The 19,103-nt window shown below is 44.9% G+C and carries 21 protein-coding genes and 2 other annotated features (1 of these 23 running past the window's edge); all 21 genes read right to left on the reverse strand.

Features of this window, described 5'->3' with window-relative positions:
- Positions 1-117 (reverse strand) — a sequence feature (ribosomal protein L10 leader region) (it extends 26 nt beyond the left edge of the window).
- A gap of 49 nt (positions 118-166) precedes the next feature.
- On the reverse strand, positions 167-865 hold the full coding sequence (gene rplA / locus AZ46_RS13090) for a 50S ribosomal protein L1 (protein WP_029282855.1): 699 nt from the start codon (positions 863-865) through the stop codon (positions 167-169).
- Between the two features lie 94 nt (positions 866-959).
- The gene (gene rplK / locus AZ46_RS13095) at positions 960-1,385 is read right to left on the reverse strand and encodes a 50S ribosomal protein L11 (RefSeq protein ID WP_029282857.1); all 426 of its coding nucleotides are present in this window, start codon (positions 1,383-1,385) and stop codon (positions 960-962) included.
- 171 nt (positions 1,386-1,556) lie between these two features.
- Entirely contained in the window at positions 1,557-2,090 is a 534-nt protein-coding gene (gene nusG, locus AZ46_RS13100) for a transcription termination/antitermination protein NusG (RefSeq protein ID WP_029282859.1), read from the reverse strand.
- Positions 2,091-2,299: 209 nt separating this feature from the next.
- On the reverse strand, positions 2,300-2,479 hold the full coding sequence (gene secE, locus AZ46_RS13105; RefSeq protein WP_029282861.1) for a preprotein translocase subunit SecE: 180 nt from the start codon (positions 2,477-2,479) through the stop codon (positions 2,300-2,302).
- A gap of 63 nt (positions 2,480-2,542) precedes the next feature.
- Positions 2,543-2,692, reverse strand: a complete 150-nt coding sequence (gene rpmG / locus AZ46_RS21570; protein WP_081414214.1) for a 50S ribosomal protein L33 — start codon at positions 2,690-2,692, stop codon at positions 2,543-2,545.
- 83 nt (positions 2,693-2,775) lie between these two features.
- Positions 2,776-3,432, reverse strand: a complete 657-nt coding sequence (sigH, locus tag AZ46_RS13110) for an RNA polymerase sporulation sigma factor SigH (RefSeq protein WP_029282863.1) — start codon at positions 3,430-3,432, stop codon at positions 2,776-2,778.
- A gap of 67 nt (positions 3,433-3,499) precedes the next feature.
- On the reverse strand, positions 3,500-4,009 hold the full coding sequence (locus AZ46_RS13115; RefSeq protein WP_029282865.1) for an NYN domain-containing protein: 510 nt from the start codon (positions 4,007-4,009) through the stop codon (positions 3,500-3,502).
- 3 nt (positions 4,010-4,012) lie between these two features.
- Positions 4,013-4,756 (reverse strand): 23S rRNA (guanosine(2251)-2'-O)-methyltransferase RlmB, encoded by a 744-nt coding sequence (gene rlmB / locus AZ46_RS13120; RefSeq protein WP_029282867.1) that lies wholly within the window; start codon positions 4,754-4,756, stop codon positions 4,013-4,015.
- Between the two features lie 2 nt (positions 4,757-4,758).
- Positions 4,759-5,175, reverse strand: a complete 417-nt coding sequence (locus AZ46_RS13125; RefSeq protein ID WP_029282869.1) for a Mini-ribonuclease 3 — start codon at positions 5,173-5,175, stop codon at positions 4,759-4,761.
- 2 nt (positions 5,176-5,177) lie between these two features.
- Entirely contained in the window at positions 5,178-6,575 is a 1,398-nt protein-coding gene (cysS, locus tag AZ46_RS13130) for a cysteine--tRNA ligase (RefSeq protein ID WP_029282871.1), read from the reverse strand.
- Positions 6,526-7,221 carry a serine O-acetyltransferase gene (gene cysE / locus AZ46_RS13135; protein ID WP_051827349.1) on the reverse strand — a complete coding sequence of 232 codons (696 nt, stop codon included), beginning with the start codon at positions 7,219-7,221 and terminating at the stop codon, positions 6,526-6,528. Before cysE ends, cysS begins: the two co-directional genes overlap by 50 nt.
- Before the next feature lie 84 nt (positions 7,222-7,305).
- Positions 7,306-7,540 (reverse strand) — a binding site (T-box leader).
- 38 nt (positions 7,541-7,578) lie between these two features.
- Positions 7,579-9,036 (reverse strand): glutamate--tRNA ligase, encoded by a 1,458-nt coding sequence (gene gltX, locus AZ46_RS13140; RefSeq protein WP_029282876.1) that lies wholly within the window; start codon positions 9,034-9,036, stop codon positions 7,579-7,581.
- A 78-nt stretch (positions 9,037-9,114) separates the two neighbouring features.
- Positions 9,115-9,591, reverse strand: coding sequence for a 2-C-methyl-D-erythritol 2,4-cyclodiphosphate synthase (gene ispF, locus AZ46_RS13145; RefSeq protein ID WP_029282878.1), 477 nt, complete (start codon positions 9,589-9,591; stop codon positions 9,115-9,117).
- Positions 9,592-9,594: 3 nt separating this feature from the next.
- Positions 9,595-10,272, reverse strand: coding sequence for a 2-C-methyl-D-erythritol 4-phosphate cytidylyltransferase (ispD, locus tag AZ46_RS13150; protein WP_029282879.1), 678 nt, complete (start codon positions 10,270-10,272; stop codon positions 9,595-9,597).
- A 12-nt stretch (positions 10,273-10,284) separates the two neighbouring features.
- Complete coding sequence (locus AZ46_RS13155) at positions 10,285-11,385, reverse strand: PIN/TRAM domain-containing protein (protein WP_029282881.1); 1,101 nt, start codon at positions 11,383-11,385, stop codon at positions 10,285-10,287.
- A gap of 195 nt (positions 11,386-11,580) precedes the next feature.
- A complete protein-coding gene (disA, locus tag AZ46_RS13160; RefSeq protein WP_267881661.1) occupies positions 11,581-12,663 on the reverse strand; it encodes a DNA integrity scanning diadenylate cyclase DisA in 1,083 nt (360 codons plus the stop codon).
- A 4-nt stretch (positions 12,664-12,667) separates the two neighbouring features.
- Entirely contained in the window at positions 12,668-14,050 is a 1,383-nt protein-coding gene (radA, locus tag AZ46_RS13165) for a DNA repair protein RadA (protein WP_029282886.1), read from the reverse strand.
- Positions 14,051-14,180: 130 nt separating this feature from the next.
- The gene (gene clpC / locus AZ46_RS13170) at positions 14,181-16,631 is read right to left on the reverse strand and encodes an ATP-dependent protease ATP-binding subunit ClpC (protein WP_029282888.1); all 2,451 of its coding nucleotides are present in this window, start codon (positions 16,629-16,631) and stop codon (positions 14,181-14,183) included.
- A complete protein-coding gene (locus AZ46_RS13175) occupies positions 16,628-17,719 on the reverse strand; it encodes a protein arginine kinase (protein WP_029282890.1) in 1,092 nt (363 codons plus the stop codon). The genes clpC and AZ46_RS13175 overlap by 4 nt, the downstream gene beginning before the upstream one ends.
- A 1-nt stretch (position 17,720) precedes the next feature.
- Positions 17,721-18,266, reverse strand: a complete 546-nt coding sequence (locus AZ46_RS13180) for a UvrB/UvrC motif-containing protein (protein WP_029282892.1) — start codon at positions 18,264-18,266, stop codon at positions 17,721-17,723.
- A gap of 15 nt (positions 18,267-18,281) precedes the next feature.
- Positions 18,282-18,743 (reverse strand): CtsR family transcriptional regulator, encoded by a 462-nt coding sequence (locus AZ46_RS13185; RefSeq protein ID WP_029282894.1) that lies wholly within the window; start codon positions 18,741-18,743, stop codon positions 18,282-18,284.
- Positions 18,744-19,103: the final 360 nt, after the last annotated feature.

Consider the following 19,103-nt stretch of genomic DNA (forward strand, 5'->3'; position numbering starts at 1 on the left):
CAGACATGGAGGCAGTATATATACAAGCGATCTAATTACTAGTTCACATATATACACCTCGGCAGGAAATTAAGCATGGGTAGCACCTGCTGTCTACGGTATAAATGAAGTTATTTAGTTAAACAACATTTTTGATTATATATAAAGGTGACTGAGATGTCAACTATTATTTAATGCCGAAACTTGAAGCATCAACTTTTACGCCAGGTCCCATAGTAGAAGCAACAGCAACGTTCTTCATGTAAGTACCTTTTGCAGCAGCTGGCTTAGCTTTTAGAAGTGTTTCGAAGATTGTTGTGAAGTTCTCAACAAGCTTGCTGTCTTCGAAAGAAACTTTACCGATTGGCACGTGGATGTTTCCAGCTTTGTCAACGCGGTATTCAACTTTACCGGCTTTGATTTCTTTTACCGCTTTGTCAACGTCAAAAGAAACTGTTCCAGTTTTAGGGTTTGGCATTAAGCCTTTTGGTCCAAGGACGCGTCCAAGTTTACCAACTTCACCCATCATGTCAGGAGTAGCTACGATTACATCAAAGTCGAACCAGCCTTGCTGGATTTTGTTGATGTAGTCAGCATCGCCAACATAGTCAGCTCCGGCAGCTTCTGCTTCCTTCGCTTTTTCGCCTTTAGCGAATACAAGTACGCGCTGAGTTTTGCCCGTTCCGTTTGGAAGAACAACTGCACCGCGGATTTGCTGATCGTTTTTACGTGGATCAACGCCTAAACGGAATGCAACTTCAACTGTTGCATCAAATTTAGCTGTGTTTGTTTTCTTTACAAGTTCAATTGCATCTTGAACTCCGTAAGCTTGAGCACGGTCTACTAATTTAGCAGCTTCAACGTACTTTTTACCTCTTTTAGCCATTATAGATTTCCTCCTTAGTGGTTTTAGCGGAATAACCTCCCACGAATAAAGGTTGCGAAAAGCAACTCGCAACCCCCTAAAACAAAAACAACAATTAGTCTTCGATGACGATACCCATGCTGCGTGCAGTACCTTCAACCATACGCATAGCTGATTCAACATTAGCTGCATTTAAGTCAGGCATTTTTGTTTCAGCAATTTCACGTACTTTATCACGCTTAACTGTTGCTACTTTATTACGGTTTGGTTCACCAGAACCAGACTCAATTCCAGCTGCTTTCTTAAGCAATACTGCAGCAGGCGGAGTTTTTGTAATAAATGTAAATGAACGGTCTTCAAATACCGTAATTTCAACAGGAATGATAAGTCCAGCCTGATCAGCTGTACGAGCGTTAAACTCCTTACAGAATCCCATGATGTTAACACCAGCTTGACCCAATGCAGGACCAACCGGCGGCGCTGGATTAGCTTTACCAGCAGGAATTTGCAACTTAACCATTTTAATTACTTTTTTAGCCACGAGACACACCTCCTTAAGTCCGTGATGTGGTAATAGGGTTTGTACCCTCCCACTCATGTCGTCATTCTTTATATGAATGATAGAAAATAATCAAGTTTTATGCCCCGCAAAGCGAGACATACTGACTTATGAAATATTACCACTTTTCGTTTTCGAATTCAAGTTTTTTTCTTATAATTTATCAACTTGAGAAAATTCCAGCTCAACCGGCGTTTCGCGGCCGAACATGTTGACAAGCACTTTCACTTTGCCTTTATCCTTGTCAATCTCTTCAATTGATCCGGTAAAGTTGGCAAAAGGACCGTCTATTACTTTGACAGACTCTTTTAGTTCAAAGTCGACTTCAATGCGTTTTTCTTCCATGCCCATATGCTTAAGAATTGTTACAACCTCTTCAGGAAGAAGCGGCGTCGGCTTAGAGCCCGATCCTGCTGATCCTACGAAACCTGTAACACCCGGCGTGTTGCGGACAACGTACCATGAATCGTCCGTCATGACGATCTCAACAAGCACATAGCCAGGGAAAACTTTTTTCTTTGTGACTTTCTTTTTGCCGTTTTTGAAATCTGTTTCTTCTTCTTCCGGCACGATGACACGGAAGATTTTATCCTGCATGCCCATTGATTCTACACGCTTTTCAAGATTGGCCTTAACCTTATTCTCGTAACCGGAATAAGTGTGGACTACATACCAGTTTTTCTCCATCTTCTATAGGACGATTTGTCCATTCCCTCCCTGCATATTGACTCTTATATTGCACTCTGCGGTTATTTTCTTCTGCTGACTGTTATTTTTAAACAATGAAAAAACCCGTCGAACGGGTTTTTGCGGAAAAATAATATTCTCTATTATAGCACGATTTTCTATCTATTATTCAATAAAATAAAACGAAATCAAAAACAGACGCTTTATTTTTAAGATACAAGGCGGATCAGCGATGAAATTCCGTAGTCGATGATGGCAAAAAAGACAACTGCAAAAGCTACTGTCGCAATAACTGTAATCGTATAGCGCGTCAGTTCTTTGCCTTTTGGCCAGCTCACCTTTTTCATTTCACGGGAAACATCTTTGAAAAAATTAACAATACGCTGCATGTACATTACCTCCAAGAGAATTCAGAAAGCCTGTCATAGAAATATAGAATCATGTGATGAGTGCTACTTTGTTTCACGGTGGTCCGTATGTGCGTTGCAAGCTTTACAAAATTTCTTGAATTCTAAACGCTCTTCTGTGCTTGACGTGTTTTTCATCGTTGTGTAGTTTCTGCTTCCACAGTCTGTGCAAGCCATAGATACTTTCTTACGCATTTCGACACCTTCCGCTAGTCCTGCTTTTTTCTATAAAAATGTAACACACGCTGGGAACCTTCGTCAATCTCGCCTGACAGGTTTTACAAATTGATTTCGCGCAGTTCCAGATACCTCTCAAGCTTGCGTTTTACACGCTGAAGGGCGTTATCGATTGATTTCACGTGGCGGTTAAGCTCCTCTGAGATCTCCTGATAGCTTTTGCCGTCCAGATAAAGCACGAGTACTTTCCGTTCGAGATCGCTTAACAGCTCTCCCATTTTCGTTTCTATATCATCAAATTCTTCCTGATTAATAATCAGTTCTTCCGGATCACTGACTTTAGCCCCGGATATGACATCCATAAGCGTCCGGTCAGATTCTTCATCGTAAATTGGCTTATCCAGAGAAACGTATGAGTTAAGAGGAATATGTTTTTGACGGGTAGCGGTCTTAATTGCGGTAATAATCTGGCGAGTGATGCACAGCTCTGCAAAAGCTTTGAACGATGTAAGCTTGTCCTCTCTGAAATCACGGATTGCTTTATATAATCCGATCATCCCTTCCTGGATAATATCTTCTCTGTCAGCACCTATTAAAAAATAGGATCTTGCTTTTGCTCTGACAAAATTGCGGTACTTGGTGATTAAATAATCCAGAGCATCGCTGTTCCCGTTATGAACAAGCTCAACAACCTGTTCATCCAGTAGAGCATGAAAATCTTCTTTGCTGAGTTTGCCCATGCTGAAATGTGTGTTCATGCCGATCCCCCCGACCGCACAATAGATAGAAATATTATACAGTATGCATTTTGAAAGCGTCAACAGCCTAGAAGCCGCCTCTGCGCCATTTTTCAAACAATTTCAACATATCATCTGTTATCGGAATTTTTGACTGGGGACTGTTTACTTTAATTTTCTCGACCCGCTTTTGTATTCTCTTTTCAATGGCTTCCACTTCATTCAAAAGCTCTCTTGCTGATTTGCGGAGGGCTCCCTGGCCAAAAATGGCCCATTGTTCAGTGAAATCTGATGTTGCCACATGGATCTGTGTTTTGATGTTGCTCAGAGAGATGGCTAATTTTTCGATCCTCTCATCCGCTGTTTCATTTTCTCTTGTATAGATAACTTCCACTCTGTGGTTTTTTTGTTTTTTCTCAATGCCCTTCACCTGATGGGCATCGAAAACAACAATCACTCTGTATCCGGTGTACGCTTGATATTCTGCCATTTTTTGAATAAGAACCTCTCTAGCCTCTGCGAGATTCTCTTTTTTCAATGATTGAAGATTCGCCCATGCACCGATGATGTTATATCCGTCAACAAGAAGGATATCCATTTTCTATTCTCCTAGAGGCTGACGCTTTCTGTAGACCTCATACATAAGGAGGCCTGCTGCTACTGAAGCATTTAGAGATGTGACCCGGCCAGCCATCGGCAAGTTGACCAGAAAATCACATTTTTCTTTGATGAGTCTTCCCATCCCTTTTCCTTCACTGCCTATAACGAGTCCAAGCGGCATTTTGCCGTCCATGGAACGGTAATCATCCGAGCCTTTCGCGTCTGTTCCTACAATCCACACGCCACGCTCCTTAAGCTCCTCAATTGTTCTCGCAAGGTTTGTCACTCTTGCAACCGGGATATACTCAATCGCACCTGTTGATAATTTTGCTACTGTCGTTGTCAGGCCTACCGCTCTCCGCTTCGGAATGATAATGCCGTGAGCGCCTGTTGCATCTGCCGTTCTCATGATGGAGCCGAGATTATGCGGATCCTCAATTTCATCAAGAATCAAGATAAACGGCGCTTCGCCTTTATCAGCAGCAGCCTTCAGGATATCGTCGACCTCGGCATATTCATAGGCAGCCACCTGCGCGACAACTCCCTGATGGTTCCCTTCTGCCATCTGGTCAATTTTTTTCTTCGGAACCGTTTGGATGGTGATGCCTTTTTCTTTTGCAAGCTGTGCGATCTGCTGGGCCTGTCCCTTTACTGAGTTCTCGGCCATCCAGATCTTGTATACATTGCGCGTTGATTTTAATGCTTCAATGACCGTATTGCGGCCAATAATGTATTCTTCTGCCATCCTCAATTCCTCCCTCCGTTTTCTATCAGTTCAAAAGAAGCTTCAATAATTTCCGAGAGGCGCTCTTCCCTTTTCTCAAGATGAAGATAGCCGATCAGCGCTTCAAATGCTGTGCTGTATCTGTACGTTTGAACATCTGTATTTTTTGGCACTGTGCCTGATTTTGCATTTCTGCCGCGGCGGATAATCGCCATTTCTTCTTCACTGAACGCTTCCTTTTTTGAAAGCTCGTGCAGAACGGCTGCCTGGGCTTTTGCAGAAACATAGGTCGTTGAAAGCTTATGCAGCTGGTTTGGGCGCACCTGTCCTTTGGCAAGGAGGTGATGCCTTACAAAAACCTCGTAAATGGCATCACCGATATACGCAAGCGCCAGACTGTTCATTTGTTTTGAATTTGGTACTTCCTCTAAGCGAAGCATGTTTACCCTCTTTTCCATCTCGTTCCTTGAGGCGTATCTTCAAGAATGATATTCATCTCTTTCAGTTTATCGCGGATTTCATCAGACAGCTTGAAGTTTCTGTCTTTTCTCGCCTGTATCCGCTGCTCGATCAATTCTTCAATCTCTGCGTCCAATAGATCCTGGCTGCCAAATTTGAGGCCAAGTATGGCTCCAAGCTCGTCAAATGCTGAAGTAAAGGCCAAAATGACTTCCTGCGACGTGTTTTTCTCCTGCAGGTAGTAGTTCGCCTGTCTTGAGAGCTCAAACAGCACCGAGATGGCATTTGCCGTATTAAAGTCGTCATCCATAGCTTCTGTGAATAGATTCCGCTGCTCAGAAATAATGCCAAGCCATTTTTCGTTGTCATCAGTCAGCTCGGAACTGCTTTTTGATCTGTGCTGCAGATTTGTATAAGATGTCTGCAGGCGGTCAAACGCATTCTTCGTGCTTTCAAGCAGATCAACCGAGTAATTGATTGGATGGCGGTAGTGAACAGACAGCATAAACATCCGCAAAACCTGTGGATCATGTTCTTTTATAATGTCGTGCACCAGAACGAAGTTGCCAAGTGATTTGGACATTTTCTCGTTGTTAATATTAATATACCCATTATGAAGCCAGTAGTTAGCAAACGGCTTCTCTGTCAATGCTTCTGATTGGGCGATTTCATTCTCATGGTGAGGGAATGTAAGGTCCTGTCCGCCTGCATGAATGTCAATGGTATCCCCGAAATGGTTGTGGACCATCGCAGAGCATTCGATATGCCAGCCCGGACGTCCTTTTCCCCAAGGGCTATCCCACGAAATTTCTCCCGGTTTTGCTGCTTTCCAAAGAGCAAAATCCAGGGCATCCTGTTTCTTGTCTCCCGCTTCAATTCTTGCACCCACCCGAAGCTCATCAACAGACTGATGGGAGAGTTTTCCGTAGCCTTTAAAAGCTCTCGTGCGGTAATAAACATCACCCTCAGCTTCATAGGCAAATCCTTTTTCAACGAGCGCTTCAATAAAATCAATAATAATATCCATGCTTTCTGTTACGCGCGGGTGGGCATCCGCACGGTCACATCCAAGCGCCGTCACATCTTCAAAATACGCCTCGATGAACCGTTCGGCAATCGCAGGGACTTCTTCTCCAAGCTCATTTGCCGCTTTAATCAGCTTATCGTCCACGTCTGTAAAGTTGGATACATAATTGACGTCATACCCGCTGTATTCAAGGTATTTGCGGACAGTGTCATACACAATCGCAGGACGGGCATTTCCTATATGGATATAGTTATAAACCGTTGGTCCGCACACATACATTTTTACCTTTCCCTCTTCAAGGGGCTTAAAGGTTTCTTTTTGTCTGGTTAGCGTATTGAATAACTTGATGGTCATCTTGACTCTTCCCTTCTTTCCATTGTGCGATTTCTTCTTTCAGGCTTATGAGCTCTGCCTCAAGTTCCTTGAACCTGTCTGCCACAGGATCCGGAAGATTACAGTGATCCATATCCTGATTAATCCGCTTGCCGTTTCGGATCACGACCTTGCCCGGAATGCCGACAACGGTTGAATGATCCGGCACATCACGAAGCACGACAGACCCCGCTCCGATTTTGGAATAAGCACCAACCGTGATGGAGCCAAGCACTTTAGCACCTGTCGCAATTAAAGCATTGTCCAGTATCGTCGGATGCCTTTTACCCTTCTCTTTTCCGGTTCCGCCAAGGGTAACACCCTGGAAAACCGTTACGTTATCGCCGATTTCGCACGTCTCGCCAATGACAACTCCCATGCCGTGATCGATGAAAAACCGCCTTCCGATCTTTGCACCCGGGTGAATTTCAATGCCTGTGAAGAATCTGCTTACTTGTGAAATAACTCTTGCGATAAAAAACATGTTCCGTTTGAAAAACGCATGTGCGAGCCGGTGAGCCCATATTGCATGCAGTCCTGAATAAGTAAGTATCACTTCCAGATACGATCTTGCAGCCGGATCCTGTTCAAATACGACTTCTATGTCTTCTTTCAGCATTTTAAACATTTTATTCCCCCCAAGCCTTCCCCTTATTTTGTCCTTTAATCTAATTGTGAAACAGACTATAAAAAAAGCGCCTCTGTCCTAATAGACAGAGACGCTTTGTGCGCGGTTCCACTCTGTTTAAACAGGCGGTTAAAAGCCTGTTTCAACTTTGGCTCCTTTAACGGGGAGCATCCGCTTTTATTTACTGCTTCAATATGAAGGTTCAATAAAAGACTCAAAGGTGCATTTCAAGACAGTTGTCGCATAAACCTCTTTCACCGGGCGAGGTTCTCTCTGGAATGGAAACGGCGTCTCTACTTCTCCTTCTCAACGTGTTTCAATGTATTACACATACTATATTACATTTCATGCAAAAAGTTAACTGTTCGCACTTTTTAATCTTGCTAAAATCGTTTCTTTACCAAGAAGTTCGATTGCCTGCGGCAGGTCCGGCCCATGAGTCTGGCCTGTTGTTGCCACGCGGATCGGCATAAACAGATTTTTGCCTTTATGGCCCGTTGATTTCTGCACAGCCTTCGTTGCAGCTTTAATGCCTTCAGCCGTGAACGCTTCAAGTTTACCCAGCTCTTCTGCGAATGCCGTCAGCACTTCAGGCACCTGCTCTTCGTCCAGCACATTGCGCGCTTCGCGGTTATAGGAGATTTCCTCTTTAAAGAAAAGCTCAGTCAGCTCTGTGATCTCTGCGCCATAGCTGATTTTATCCTGATGAAGGACAATCAGTTTGCGGGCCCAGTCAAGCTCTTCTGCAGATGCAGAATCAGATACTTTGCCTGCTTTTACAAGGTGCGGAAGCGTCAATTCAACAAGCTGATCCGCATCAAGCTGTTTAACATACTGATTGTTCATCCACAGCAATTTCTGTGTATCAAAAACAGCCGGCGATTTAGACAGCCTTGCAGGATCAAAGATCTCGGCAAACTGATCTTTCGTGAACATTTCTTCTTCTCCGCCCGGAGACCAGCCAAGCAGCCCGATAAAGTTGAATAGGGCCTGCGGCAGATAGCCGAGTTCTTTATACTGTTCAATAAACTGGATGATTGATTCATCCCGCTTACTGAGCTTTTTGCGGTTCTCGTTAACAATCAGCGTCATATGGCCGAAAACAGGAATGTCCCATCCGAACGCATTGAAGATCATGATTTGTTTTGGTGTATTGGAGATGTGGTCTTCTCCTCTTAGAATATGCGTCATCTTCATAAGGTGGTCATCAACCGCTACAGCAAAGTTGTAAGTCGGCGTACCGTCTTTTTTAACAATGACGTAATCGCCGATGCCGTCTGTTTCAAATGAAATCTCTTCTTTCACGATGTCATTGAACGTGATGACTTCTCCCTTTGGAACACGGAAGCGGATGCTCGGCATTCTTCCTTCAGCTTCAAGCTTCGCCTGGTCCTCAGGTGTCAGGTTTGCACATTTGCCTGAGTATTGCGGCGTCTCACCGCGCTCAGTCTGTTCTTCCCGCTCCTGCTCAAGCTCTTCTTCTGTGCAGTAGCATTTGTACGCTTTTCCTTCTGCAAGCAGCTGATCGTAATATTTTTTATAAAGATCGTTGCGCTCTGATTGTCTGTAGGGGCCGTATTCTCCGCCGGTATCAACGCTTTCGTCCCAGTCAATGCCAAGCCATTTCAAGTATCTCAGCTGGCTTTCTTCGCCGCCTGCAATGTTTCGCTTTTTATCTGTATCTTCAATACGGATAATAAACTTTCCGCCGGTATTGCGCGCATAAAGGTAATTAAACAGCGCTGTCCGGGCATTTCCGATATGTAAATGTCCAGTCGGACTTGGAGCGTATCGCACTCTTACTTCGTTTGTCATATCTGTACCTCCGTTAATCTCTAACATCTGTTCCATTTTATCATTAAAAACAGGGTGTCCAAAAGCTTGTCCGGGATTTTATTTTTTCACAATCAGAACAGAAGCCTGTGAGGCAATCCCTTCTCCGCGGCCGGTGAAGCCAAGCTGTTCGGTCGTTGTCGCCTTCACATTCACCTGGTCTGCATCAGCTTCAAGAAGTTCTGCAATCCGTTCTCTCATTTGATCAATATAGGGAGCCATCTTCGGTTTTTGGGCAATAATCGTACAATCAATGTTGCCGAGTTCATACCCCTTTTCTTTTACAAGCTGCCAGACATGCTGAAGCAGCTTCGCAGAATCAGCATCCTTAAACTCAGGGTCTGTGTCCGGAAAATGCTTTCCGATATCGCCTGCCGCGATTGCTCCAAGGCACGCGTCTGCCACTGTATGAAGCAGCACATCTGCATCAGAATGGCCGAGAAGGCCTTTTTTATATGGAATCTCAATGCCTCCAATGATAAGGGGGCGTCCCTCTGTCAGCTGGTGCACATCAAAACCCTGTCCAATTCTAAACATTCCTTATTCCCCTCTCTCACTCTCAAGTATCGCTTTAGCCATCAGCAGATCATCAGGCGTAGTCAGTTTAATATTTGTATAGTCTCCTTCAATGACTTGAACCTTGTGGCCGCTTCTCTCCATCAGGCTTGCATCATCTGTTCCAAGAAATGCTGCAGCCGATGCTTCTTTATGAGCCGCAAGAATATCAGAAAGACGAAAAGCCTGTGGGGTCTGTACGGCCCACAAGCTAGAACGTTCAACGGTTTCAATCACTTCACTGTTCAGGACACGTTTAATCGTATCCTTCACAGGGACTGCAACGGTTGCAGCTCCATCTTCATATGCTGCTTTTACGAGCTTTGAAATGACGTGTTTTTTTATGAATGGCCTTGCACCGTCATGCACGAGGACGATATCTGAGGTCGCCGCTTTCAGTCCGTTATAGACGCTGTGCTGCCTCTCATCGCCTCCGCTGACCATCTTTTTGATTTTTGTCAGGCCTGCGGCCATTTCTTCAAAAAGAGCCCGTTCATCCGGATTGATGACAAGAAGGATGCCTGTGCATGCAGGATCTTTCTCAAAAACCGTCAAGGTGTGAACGATTACCGGTTTTCCTTCAAGCTCAATAAACTGTTTGTTTTTGCCCGCTTTCATCCGTTTTCCTTGTCCAGCGGCAGGAATAATCACTTCATAGTTCATGTGCCCGCTCCCCTACAACGCTTTTTCAAGCAGCTTAGGCTTTGCGAAAATCATTCTTCCGGCAGAAGTCTGAAGAACGCTCGTCACGATGACGTCGATGTTCTTGCCGATATAGTTACGGCCCTCTTCCACAACAATCATCGTGCCGTCATCCAGGTAGGCTACGCCCTGATTGTGCTCTTTTCCATCCTTGATGACAAGAACTTTCATCTCTTCCCCAGGCAGGACCACCGGCTTGACGGCATTTGCCAGGTCGTTGATGTTCAGCACTCCGACTCCCTGAAGTTCGCACACTTTGTTTAAATTAAAGTCATTTGTGACAACTACACCTGATGTCAGCTTGGCTAGCTTCACAAGTTTGCTGTCCACTTCCTGAATTTCCTCAAAATCGCCCTCGTAAATCTCAACTTTAATTGAGAGCTCTTTTTGAATGCGGTTCAGAATATCAAGGCCTCTCCGGCCGCGGTTCCGTTTCAGGGCATCTGAAGAATCAGCGATATGCTGAAGCTCTTCCAGTACAAAATGAGGAATGACAATCGTGCCCTCCAAAAATCCGGTCTGGCAAATGTCCGCAATTCTCCCGTCAATAATGACGCTTGTATCCAGAATTTTGAGCTTCGTGCTCTCAGCTTCCGCTTCTTCTTCACCCGCTCCTTTTTTCTTTCCGATTTTTCCGGAAATCGAAAACAGGCTGATCAGTTCATCCTTGCGCTTAAATCCAACCTGAAAACCAAGGTAGCCAAGCAAAAGGGTCAGAAAAATCGGTATGATCGTGCTGAACACCTGATACTGAATGTCTTTAAACGGAATAACATTAACAATAAGAAAGGCAATTATAAGTCCGACAATCAATCCCAAACTACCGAAAAGAACATCCGTCACAGGCGCCTTTACCAATGATTCTTCCAGAAGCTTTACCCAGTTAACGACATAATCAACAAGCCAGAATGTGGCGATATAAAATAATATTGCTCCTAAAATGGCCAGAGCATATGGTGAATTAATAAAAGGTATGTCCTGCAGGCTTAACAATTTCATCAGCTGCGGCATAAAGAAAATACCCAGCGTTCCTCCAAGGAAAAGGAAAAAGATCTGCACAATTCGTTTTAACATACCCCCACCTCCTTCTCTTATCTATTATAATCACTTTCTCCCGTTTAAAACGGTGAAAACGCGAATTTCCGGAACCTGTAAACAGATTGAAATGTAATGAGAATCATATCATTTCCGAAAAATGAAAAACAAGAATAATATAACCTAAAACATGATGATTAAAACGTTTGAAGTGAAAGATTCATAAAAAGTTCGTTATATCTGACGGTCTATCAGCAGCTGCTCCTGAAGTCTGCGGAGACCTTCTTTTATCTTCTTCGCCCTTACCTCGCCAATTCCATCCACCTCATCAAGCTGTTCTACGGTTGCGCGCGTAATAAGTTTCAGATTTGAGAATTTGTTCACCAAATTTTCAATAATGACCGGCGGGAGCCTCGGGATCTTCTTGAGCACTCTGTACCCTCTCGGCATGACGAGGTCATCAGGGTTGGTGAAATGGGCCGAATAGCCGAGCAGCCGCAGAAGGACCATGTCATCCATCAGTTCTGTATTTGTCAGCACCTGAAATTGCTCAAGCACGTATTTGGGATCCAGTGTTTTATCGAAGCAATAGTCTTTAATGACAAGCGCTGCCTCTTCCTCGATATCTGAAAGCAGCTCATTCAGCTGCAGCCTGATAAGATGCCCTTCTGTGCCAAGCTCATTGATATAATTCAGGATTTCGTTTTTAATCCGCAGCACCATCTCAATCCTGTGAATCACCTGCAATAGCTCATCAAATGTGACAAGCTCTTCAAATTCGAGCGCCCCAAGGTTGATGATGGACTGGTCAAGCACCGTTCTGTACTTTTCAAGAGTCTGAATCGCCTGATTCGCTTTTGTTAAAATGACACCGATATCTCTCAGTGCGTAACGGAGTTCCCCGTAGTAGAGGGTGATGACGTTTCTTCTCTGGGAAATGGCCACCACCAGGTTGCCCGTCTGCTTTGCCACCCTCTCCGCCGTACGGTGGCGCATGCCCGTTTCACTTGAACTGATAAATGCATTCGGGACGAGCTGGGCATTTGCATAAAGAATTTTATTTCCCGAATCACTTAAAATAATGGCTCCGTCCATTTTAGCCAGTTCATATAAGTGGGCGGGAGAGAAAGCGGAGTTTATATAGAATCCGCCATCAACGAGTTCTTTTACTTTGTCGCTGAAGCCAACGACAATCAGCCCCCCTGTTTTCGCGCGCAAAACATTTTCAATGCCTGCTCTCAAGGGAGTTCCGGGCGCAATAAACTGCAGAATTTCCTTCATGCTCTTTTCGTTTGTTTTTTTCTCTTTCTCATTCACATTGCTACCCTCCCAGTGTGATTTGCAGGGCTTCTGCGACGTTTTTCACACCCACTGCCTCTATGCCATGCGGAACCGTCCAACCGCCTATATTCGCCTCTGGAATGATCGCACGCCTAAACCCGAGCTTGGCTGCTTCCATGACGCGCTGCTCAATTCTCGAAACGCGCCTTACTTCGCCTGTCAGCCCTACTTCTCCAATAATAATATCTGTTGCTTTTGAAGGCGCATCCTTAAAGCTTGAAGCGATGCTTACAGCAACTGCAAGATCAATCGCAGGCTCATCAAGCTTTACTCCGCCGGCCACTTTTAAATAGGCGTCCTGATTCTGCAGCAGCAAACCGACTCTCTTTTCAAGCACAGCCATCAGAAGCGGCACCCGGTTATGGTCGATTCCTGTTGCCATTCTTCTCGGGTTGCCAAAGCTTGTCGGCGAAATCAGCGCCTGAATCTCAACAAGCACCGGTCTTGTCCCTTCCATGGAAGCTACAACGGTAGAGCCTGCAGCCCCTTTGGAACGTTCCTCAAGGAAGATCTCGGACGGATTCAACACCTCTTCAAGCCCGCTTTCCTTCATTTCAAAAATACCCATTTCATTTGTGGACCCAAAACGGTTTTTCACTGCTCTTAGAATCCGGTACGTATGATGGCGCTCCCCTTCAAAATACAGAACAGTGTCAACCATGTGCTCAAGAATTCTCGGACCGGCAATTGAGCCTTCCTTTGTAACATGTCCGACAATGAAGATGGCAATGCCCTTCGTTTTTGCAAGTCTCATAAGTTCTGCCGTACACTCCCTTACCTGCGAGACACTTCCAGGCGCTGAGGTAATGTCACTCTGAAACACCGTCTGAATGGAATCGACAATCACAAAAGCCGGATTTGTATCATCAATCGCCTTAGAGATATATTCCATATCGGTTTCAGCAAGTACAAGCAGTTTCTCAGATTTAACACCGAGGCGGTCAGCCCTCATTTTCGTCTGCTTGACCGACTCTTCTCCCGATATGTAAAGAACATCGTTTCCATTATCGGCAAGCTGTGAGGAAACCTGAAGCAAAAGCGTTGATTTTCCAATTCCGGGGTCTCCCCCTATCAGGACAAGGGAACCTTTTACAATCCCGCTGCCGAGAACACGGTTAAATTCTTTGAGGTTGGTTTTAATGCGCGGTTCCTGAGACGTTTCAATGTTTGTGATAGGTGAAGGTTTGTTTGCGGTCTGACCCGGAGCAGAGTGTGCAAAAGCCACTCTCCTGTTTGCCGTTCCTGTTTTTACAACTTCTTCTGTCATCGTATTCCATGCTCCGCAGCCAGGGCATTTCCCCATCCATTTTGGGGACTCATATCCGCACTCAAGGCACATGAATTTCGATTTTGTTTTAGCCATACATTCTGTCCTTCCTTACTAGATTACCTTTTTAAAAAGAGAATCGGTAGATTCAGTGTGTTTGCTCTAAGAAACGAAATCGAGGCATACGTGAAAAATGTATGCCTCATGATTGTTTCGCTTCTGATGATTATTTGATTTTCTCCGTTTCAGCTTCTGAAGAACTTTTTACAGTAAATTCTCCCTCTGTCACATCGAGAACAACTTTCTGGCCTTTTTCAATTGTGCCTTTAAGCAGCTCTTCAGACAGGCGGTCTTCAACATGCTTCTGGATCGCCCTTCTCAGCGGACGGGCACCGTACTCAGGATCAAATCCTTCATCGGCAATTTTCTCCTGTGCAGCATCTGTCAGTTCAAGCACAAGGTCCTGTTCGGCAAGACGCTTCATCAGCTGATCAGCCATAAGAGTAACAATCTCTTTAATGTGTTTCTTCTCAAGAGAGTGGAACACGATAATTTCATCTATACGGTTCAGGAACTCAGGTCTGAATGCTTTTTTCAGCTCATTCATAACCTTGCCCTTCATATCCTTGTAATCCTGCGCCTCATCCTGCACGTTAAAGCCAACGTACTTGTTGCGCTTCAGTTCGCTTGCGCCGACATTCGACGTCATGATTAAAATGGTATTTCTGAAATCGACCGTTCTTCCTTTAGAATCTGTTAATCGTCCGTCTTCAAGCACCTGAAGAAGAATGTTGAAAACATCAGGGTGAGCTTTTTCAATTTCATCGAGAAGAACAACAGAATACGGCTTTCTGCGTACTTTTTCAGTCAGCTGTCCGCCTTCTTCATAACCGACATATCCCGGAGGGGAACCAACAAGTCTTGATGTGGAGTGCTTCTCCATATATTCGGACATATCAATCCGGATCATGGCATCCTCATCGCCGAAGATGGATTCTGCAAGTGCTCTTGCAAGCTCTGTTTTACCTACGCCTGTAGGGCCGAGGAAAACAAATGACCCAATCGGGCGCTTCGGATCTTTAAGCCCTGCTCTTGCGCGGCGCACAGCCTTTGCAACAGCTACAACGGCTTCATCCTGGCCAATCACGCGGTTATGAAGAATCTGCTCCATGTTCAGCAGCTTATCTGTTTCTGTCTGGGCAAGACGCGATACAGGAATTCCAGTCCAGCTCGCAACAACCATTGCGATATCATCCACTGTCACTTCCGAATTTTCCTGACCCTGTTTTTCTTTCCATGTTTTCTTCGTTTCCTCGAGCTGCTCGCGCAGACGCTGCTCTGTATCACGGAGAGAAGCCGCTTTTTCAAATTCCTGGCTTTGAACAGATGCATCTTTTTCCTTGCGCACTTCCTCAAGCTTCATTTCAAGCTCTTTTAAGTTCGGAGGAGTTGTAAACGAACGGAGGCGAACCTTCGAACCGGCTTCATCAATTAAATCGATTGCTTTATCCGGAAGGAAACGGTCTGAGATATAGCGGTCTGAAAGCTTAACCGCTGCATCAATTGCCTCATCCGTGATGGATACTCTGTGATGAGCTTCATAACGGTCGCGAAGCCCTTTTAAAATCTGGATGCTTTCATCAGCTGTCGGCTCATCAACCTGAATCGGCTGGAAGCGGCGTTCGAGCGCTGCATCCTTTTCAATATATTTGCGGTACTCATCAAGCGTAGTCGCCCCGATGCACTGAAGTTCTCCCCGTGCAAGCGACGGCTTAAGGATATTGGAAGCATCAATTGCACCTTCAGCGCCTCCTGCACCGATCAGTGTATGAAGTTCGTCGATAAACAGGATGATGTTTCCTGCCTGGCGAATTTCATCCATCACTTTTTTCAGACGGTCTTCAAATTCACCGCGGTATTTCGTACCGGCAACAACAGTACCCATATCAAGTGTCATAACACGCTTGTCGCGGAGAATCTCAGGTACCTCATTGTTCACGATCTGCTGGGCAAGGCCTTCTGCGATCGCCGTTTTACCGACACCAGGCTCCCCGATTAAAACAGGATTGTTTTTCGTTCTGCGGCTTAGAACTTCAATGACCCTTTGGATTTCTTTGCTTCGTCCAATGACAGGGTCAAGACTGCCTTCGCGAGCAATGGCCGTCAGATCGCGTGCAAGACTGTCCAGAGTCGGCGTATTGGCATTGTTCATCGATCCGCTCTGGTGGCCTGAGCCCGACTCATTGCTGCCAAGAAGCTGCAGCACTTGCTGGCGTGCTTTGTTTAAGCTTACACCGAGGTTATTAAGCACCCGCGCAGCCACACCTTCACCTTCGCGGATAAGACCTAAAAGAATGTGCTCTGTGCCTACGTATGAATGTCCAAGCTTTCTCGCTTCATCCATGGAAAGCTCAATCACCTTTTTAGCTCGGGGAGTATAGTGTATCGTCTGTGAAATTTCCTGTCCTCTGCCGATGAGGCTCTCCACTTCTTTTTGAATTTTATCTGATCCAAGGCCAAGAGCTGTCAGCGCTTTTGCAGCGATGCCCTCACCTTCTCTAACAAGACCGAGAAGAATATGCTCTGTGCCGATATTGTTATGTCCAAGACGGACGGCTTCCTCTTGTGCTAATGCAAGAACCTTCTGAGCGCGTTCAGTAAATCTTCCAAACATCATTCTTCATCATCCTCCATCCTTCTGACCATTTCAAGGTTTAGTCTTTCTCTGATTAATGAAGCCCTTCTAATGTCCCGTTCATCCGGGCGCAATGCCCCTCCGGAGTACTGCTGGAGAAATCCCGGCTGAGTCAGGATCATCAGCTCATTTAAAATATTTCTGGAAATATCTTTGATGATATTTAAATCAATTCCCAGTCTCACATCTGATAAACATTTTGCTGCTTCTTTGGATTCAATGATCCTGCTGTATGTCAGCGTGCCCAGGGATCTGAACACACGGTCCTCAAGCGGCACCTGCGACGTTTTATATAAAGCCTCCCGTGCAGAGCGCTCTTTTTCAATCAGCTGGTGCACCACACTCAGCAGATCTTCTGCAATATCATCCTCAGACTTGCCGAGAGTAATCTGATTGGAAATCTGAAAGATGTTACCTAATGCTTCGCTGCCTTCCCCGTAAATTCCTCTAACAACCAGACCTAATTGATTAATAGCCGGAATAATTCTGTTCATCTGCTGTGTGAGCACAAGAGCCGGCAAGTGCATCATCACCGACGCCCTCAGCCCTGTTCCCACATTTGTCGGGCAGCTTGTTAAGTATCCTCTTTGTTCATCAAACGCATAATCAACCGAACCTTCCATCCAGTCATCAAGCCTGCTCGCTGCTTTTAAGGCTTCTTTCAGCTGCAGACCTGGATACAGACACTGAATGCGAATATGATCCTCTTCATTCAGCATGATGCTGACCTCTTCATTCTCAGACAGCAAACACGCGCCGAACGAAGAATCCTCTGCTAAATTCGGACTGATTAAATGCTTTTCGACGAGCACCCTTTTTTGAATAGGCTGCAAATCATCCATGCGGAGCATTTCAAGCTTGCCGATCTCATCTACGCTTCTATCGGCAAACGTCTCTTCAAAAAGAGAGAGAATTCCCTGCAGCTCTTCATTCGAAGCAAAAGTCGGAAACCTGTACTTCTCAATGTTTCTTGCCAGTCTGACACGGCTGCTGAGAACAATGTCTGAATCTGGCCCATCCTTGCTCATCCAGGCACTCATCGCCTGGTTAATAAACTGCTGAAGTGACATATCAGGATTCACCCCCTCTGGAACTTTTTAACGAAAGTTCAAGCGAACGGATCTCATCCCGAATTTCAGCAGCCTTTTCAAACTCTTCCTGCTGAATTTGTTCTTTTAGATTCTGTTTTAATAACTCTATTCGTTTGCGGATGTGAATGCTACCGCCAATTCGCTCTGGAATCTTTCCCGCATGCACCGTATTGCCGCTGTGAACTCTTCTTAAAATCGGGTTAATTTGATCTTTAAACGTCCGGTAGCACTCGGAACATCCGAACCGCCCCACTTTTGTAAACTGCTGGAACGTCATCTCGCAGCCGGGACACTGCAGAACTTCATTTTTTTTAAAAACATCCTGCTTTGACTCGGAAACGGATGTATTCATGTTCAAAAGGCCTGCCAGCAAGTTATTAATAGAAAATCCCGTGCTGGTGTCAATGAACATGGAACTGTTGTTCTGCGCACACTTATCACAAATATGAACCTCAGTTTTTTCCCCGTTTACAACCTTCGTAAAATGAAATGTTGCCGGTCTCTCATTGCATTCCTGGCATATCAAGTCTGTCACCTGCTCTCATCGATATTTCAAGGAAGTCAGCATGGCCTTTATCATTCTTGCCCGCAATTCATCCCTGTGCGGCAGTTCAATATATAAAACGGATCTGTCAATCACACTCAGCATGATCTTTGCTTCCCGTTCTGAAATGACATCTTCACTTACAAGCCTTAAAATGAGATCTTCAGCAGATGACTGCGAGATCCGCCTGTCAATAATGCCCATGATCTGATCAATTAAATGCGCAGCATCATTCGATTTCACCTTAATGATCCGAATGTAGCCGCCGCCTCCCCTTTTGCTCTCTACGATATATCCTCTTTCAATCGTAAAACGGGTATTGATGACATAATTGATCTGTGAAGGCACACACTGAAACTTATCCGCAATTTCGCTTCTTTTGATTTCGACGATCTCCTTGCCGCTAGTCGTAAGCACCTGCTTCAAATACTGTTCAATGACATCCGAGATGTTACGCACTCCGCCTCCCCCTAACTTGACTTTGACTATATTTGACTTTAACACTAATATAAAACGAACGAACCTTTTTTTCAACTCATAACTGCTCATCTATCTATTTCCATTATTAACGGCAGTGAAACGTTTTTAAACAGAATTTGCCGCATTATTTTAATTGGGAAGAGTAATTAAGGGAAGGTGGAGGAAGGATAATACTTTATGTATACGTCAGGAATCGGTAATGATGAGCTGTTTTTCTGACCTGGATCCATTAAACGCAGCTTTTCTGTGCAAGAATAATTGTGTATGCGGCATGGGGACGAGTCGTTAGCTTGTGAGATTGTTTTGCGGTTTGGAAGGGTATGATTGGTGCATTTGCTT

It is taken from the genome of Metabacillus indicus LMG 22858 (assembly GCF_000708755.2).
Taxonomy (GTDB): domain Bacteria; phylum Bacillota; class Bacilli; order Bacillales; family Bacillaceae; genus Bacillus_P; species Bacillus_P indicus.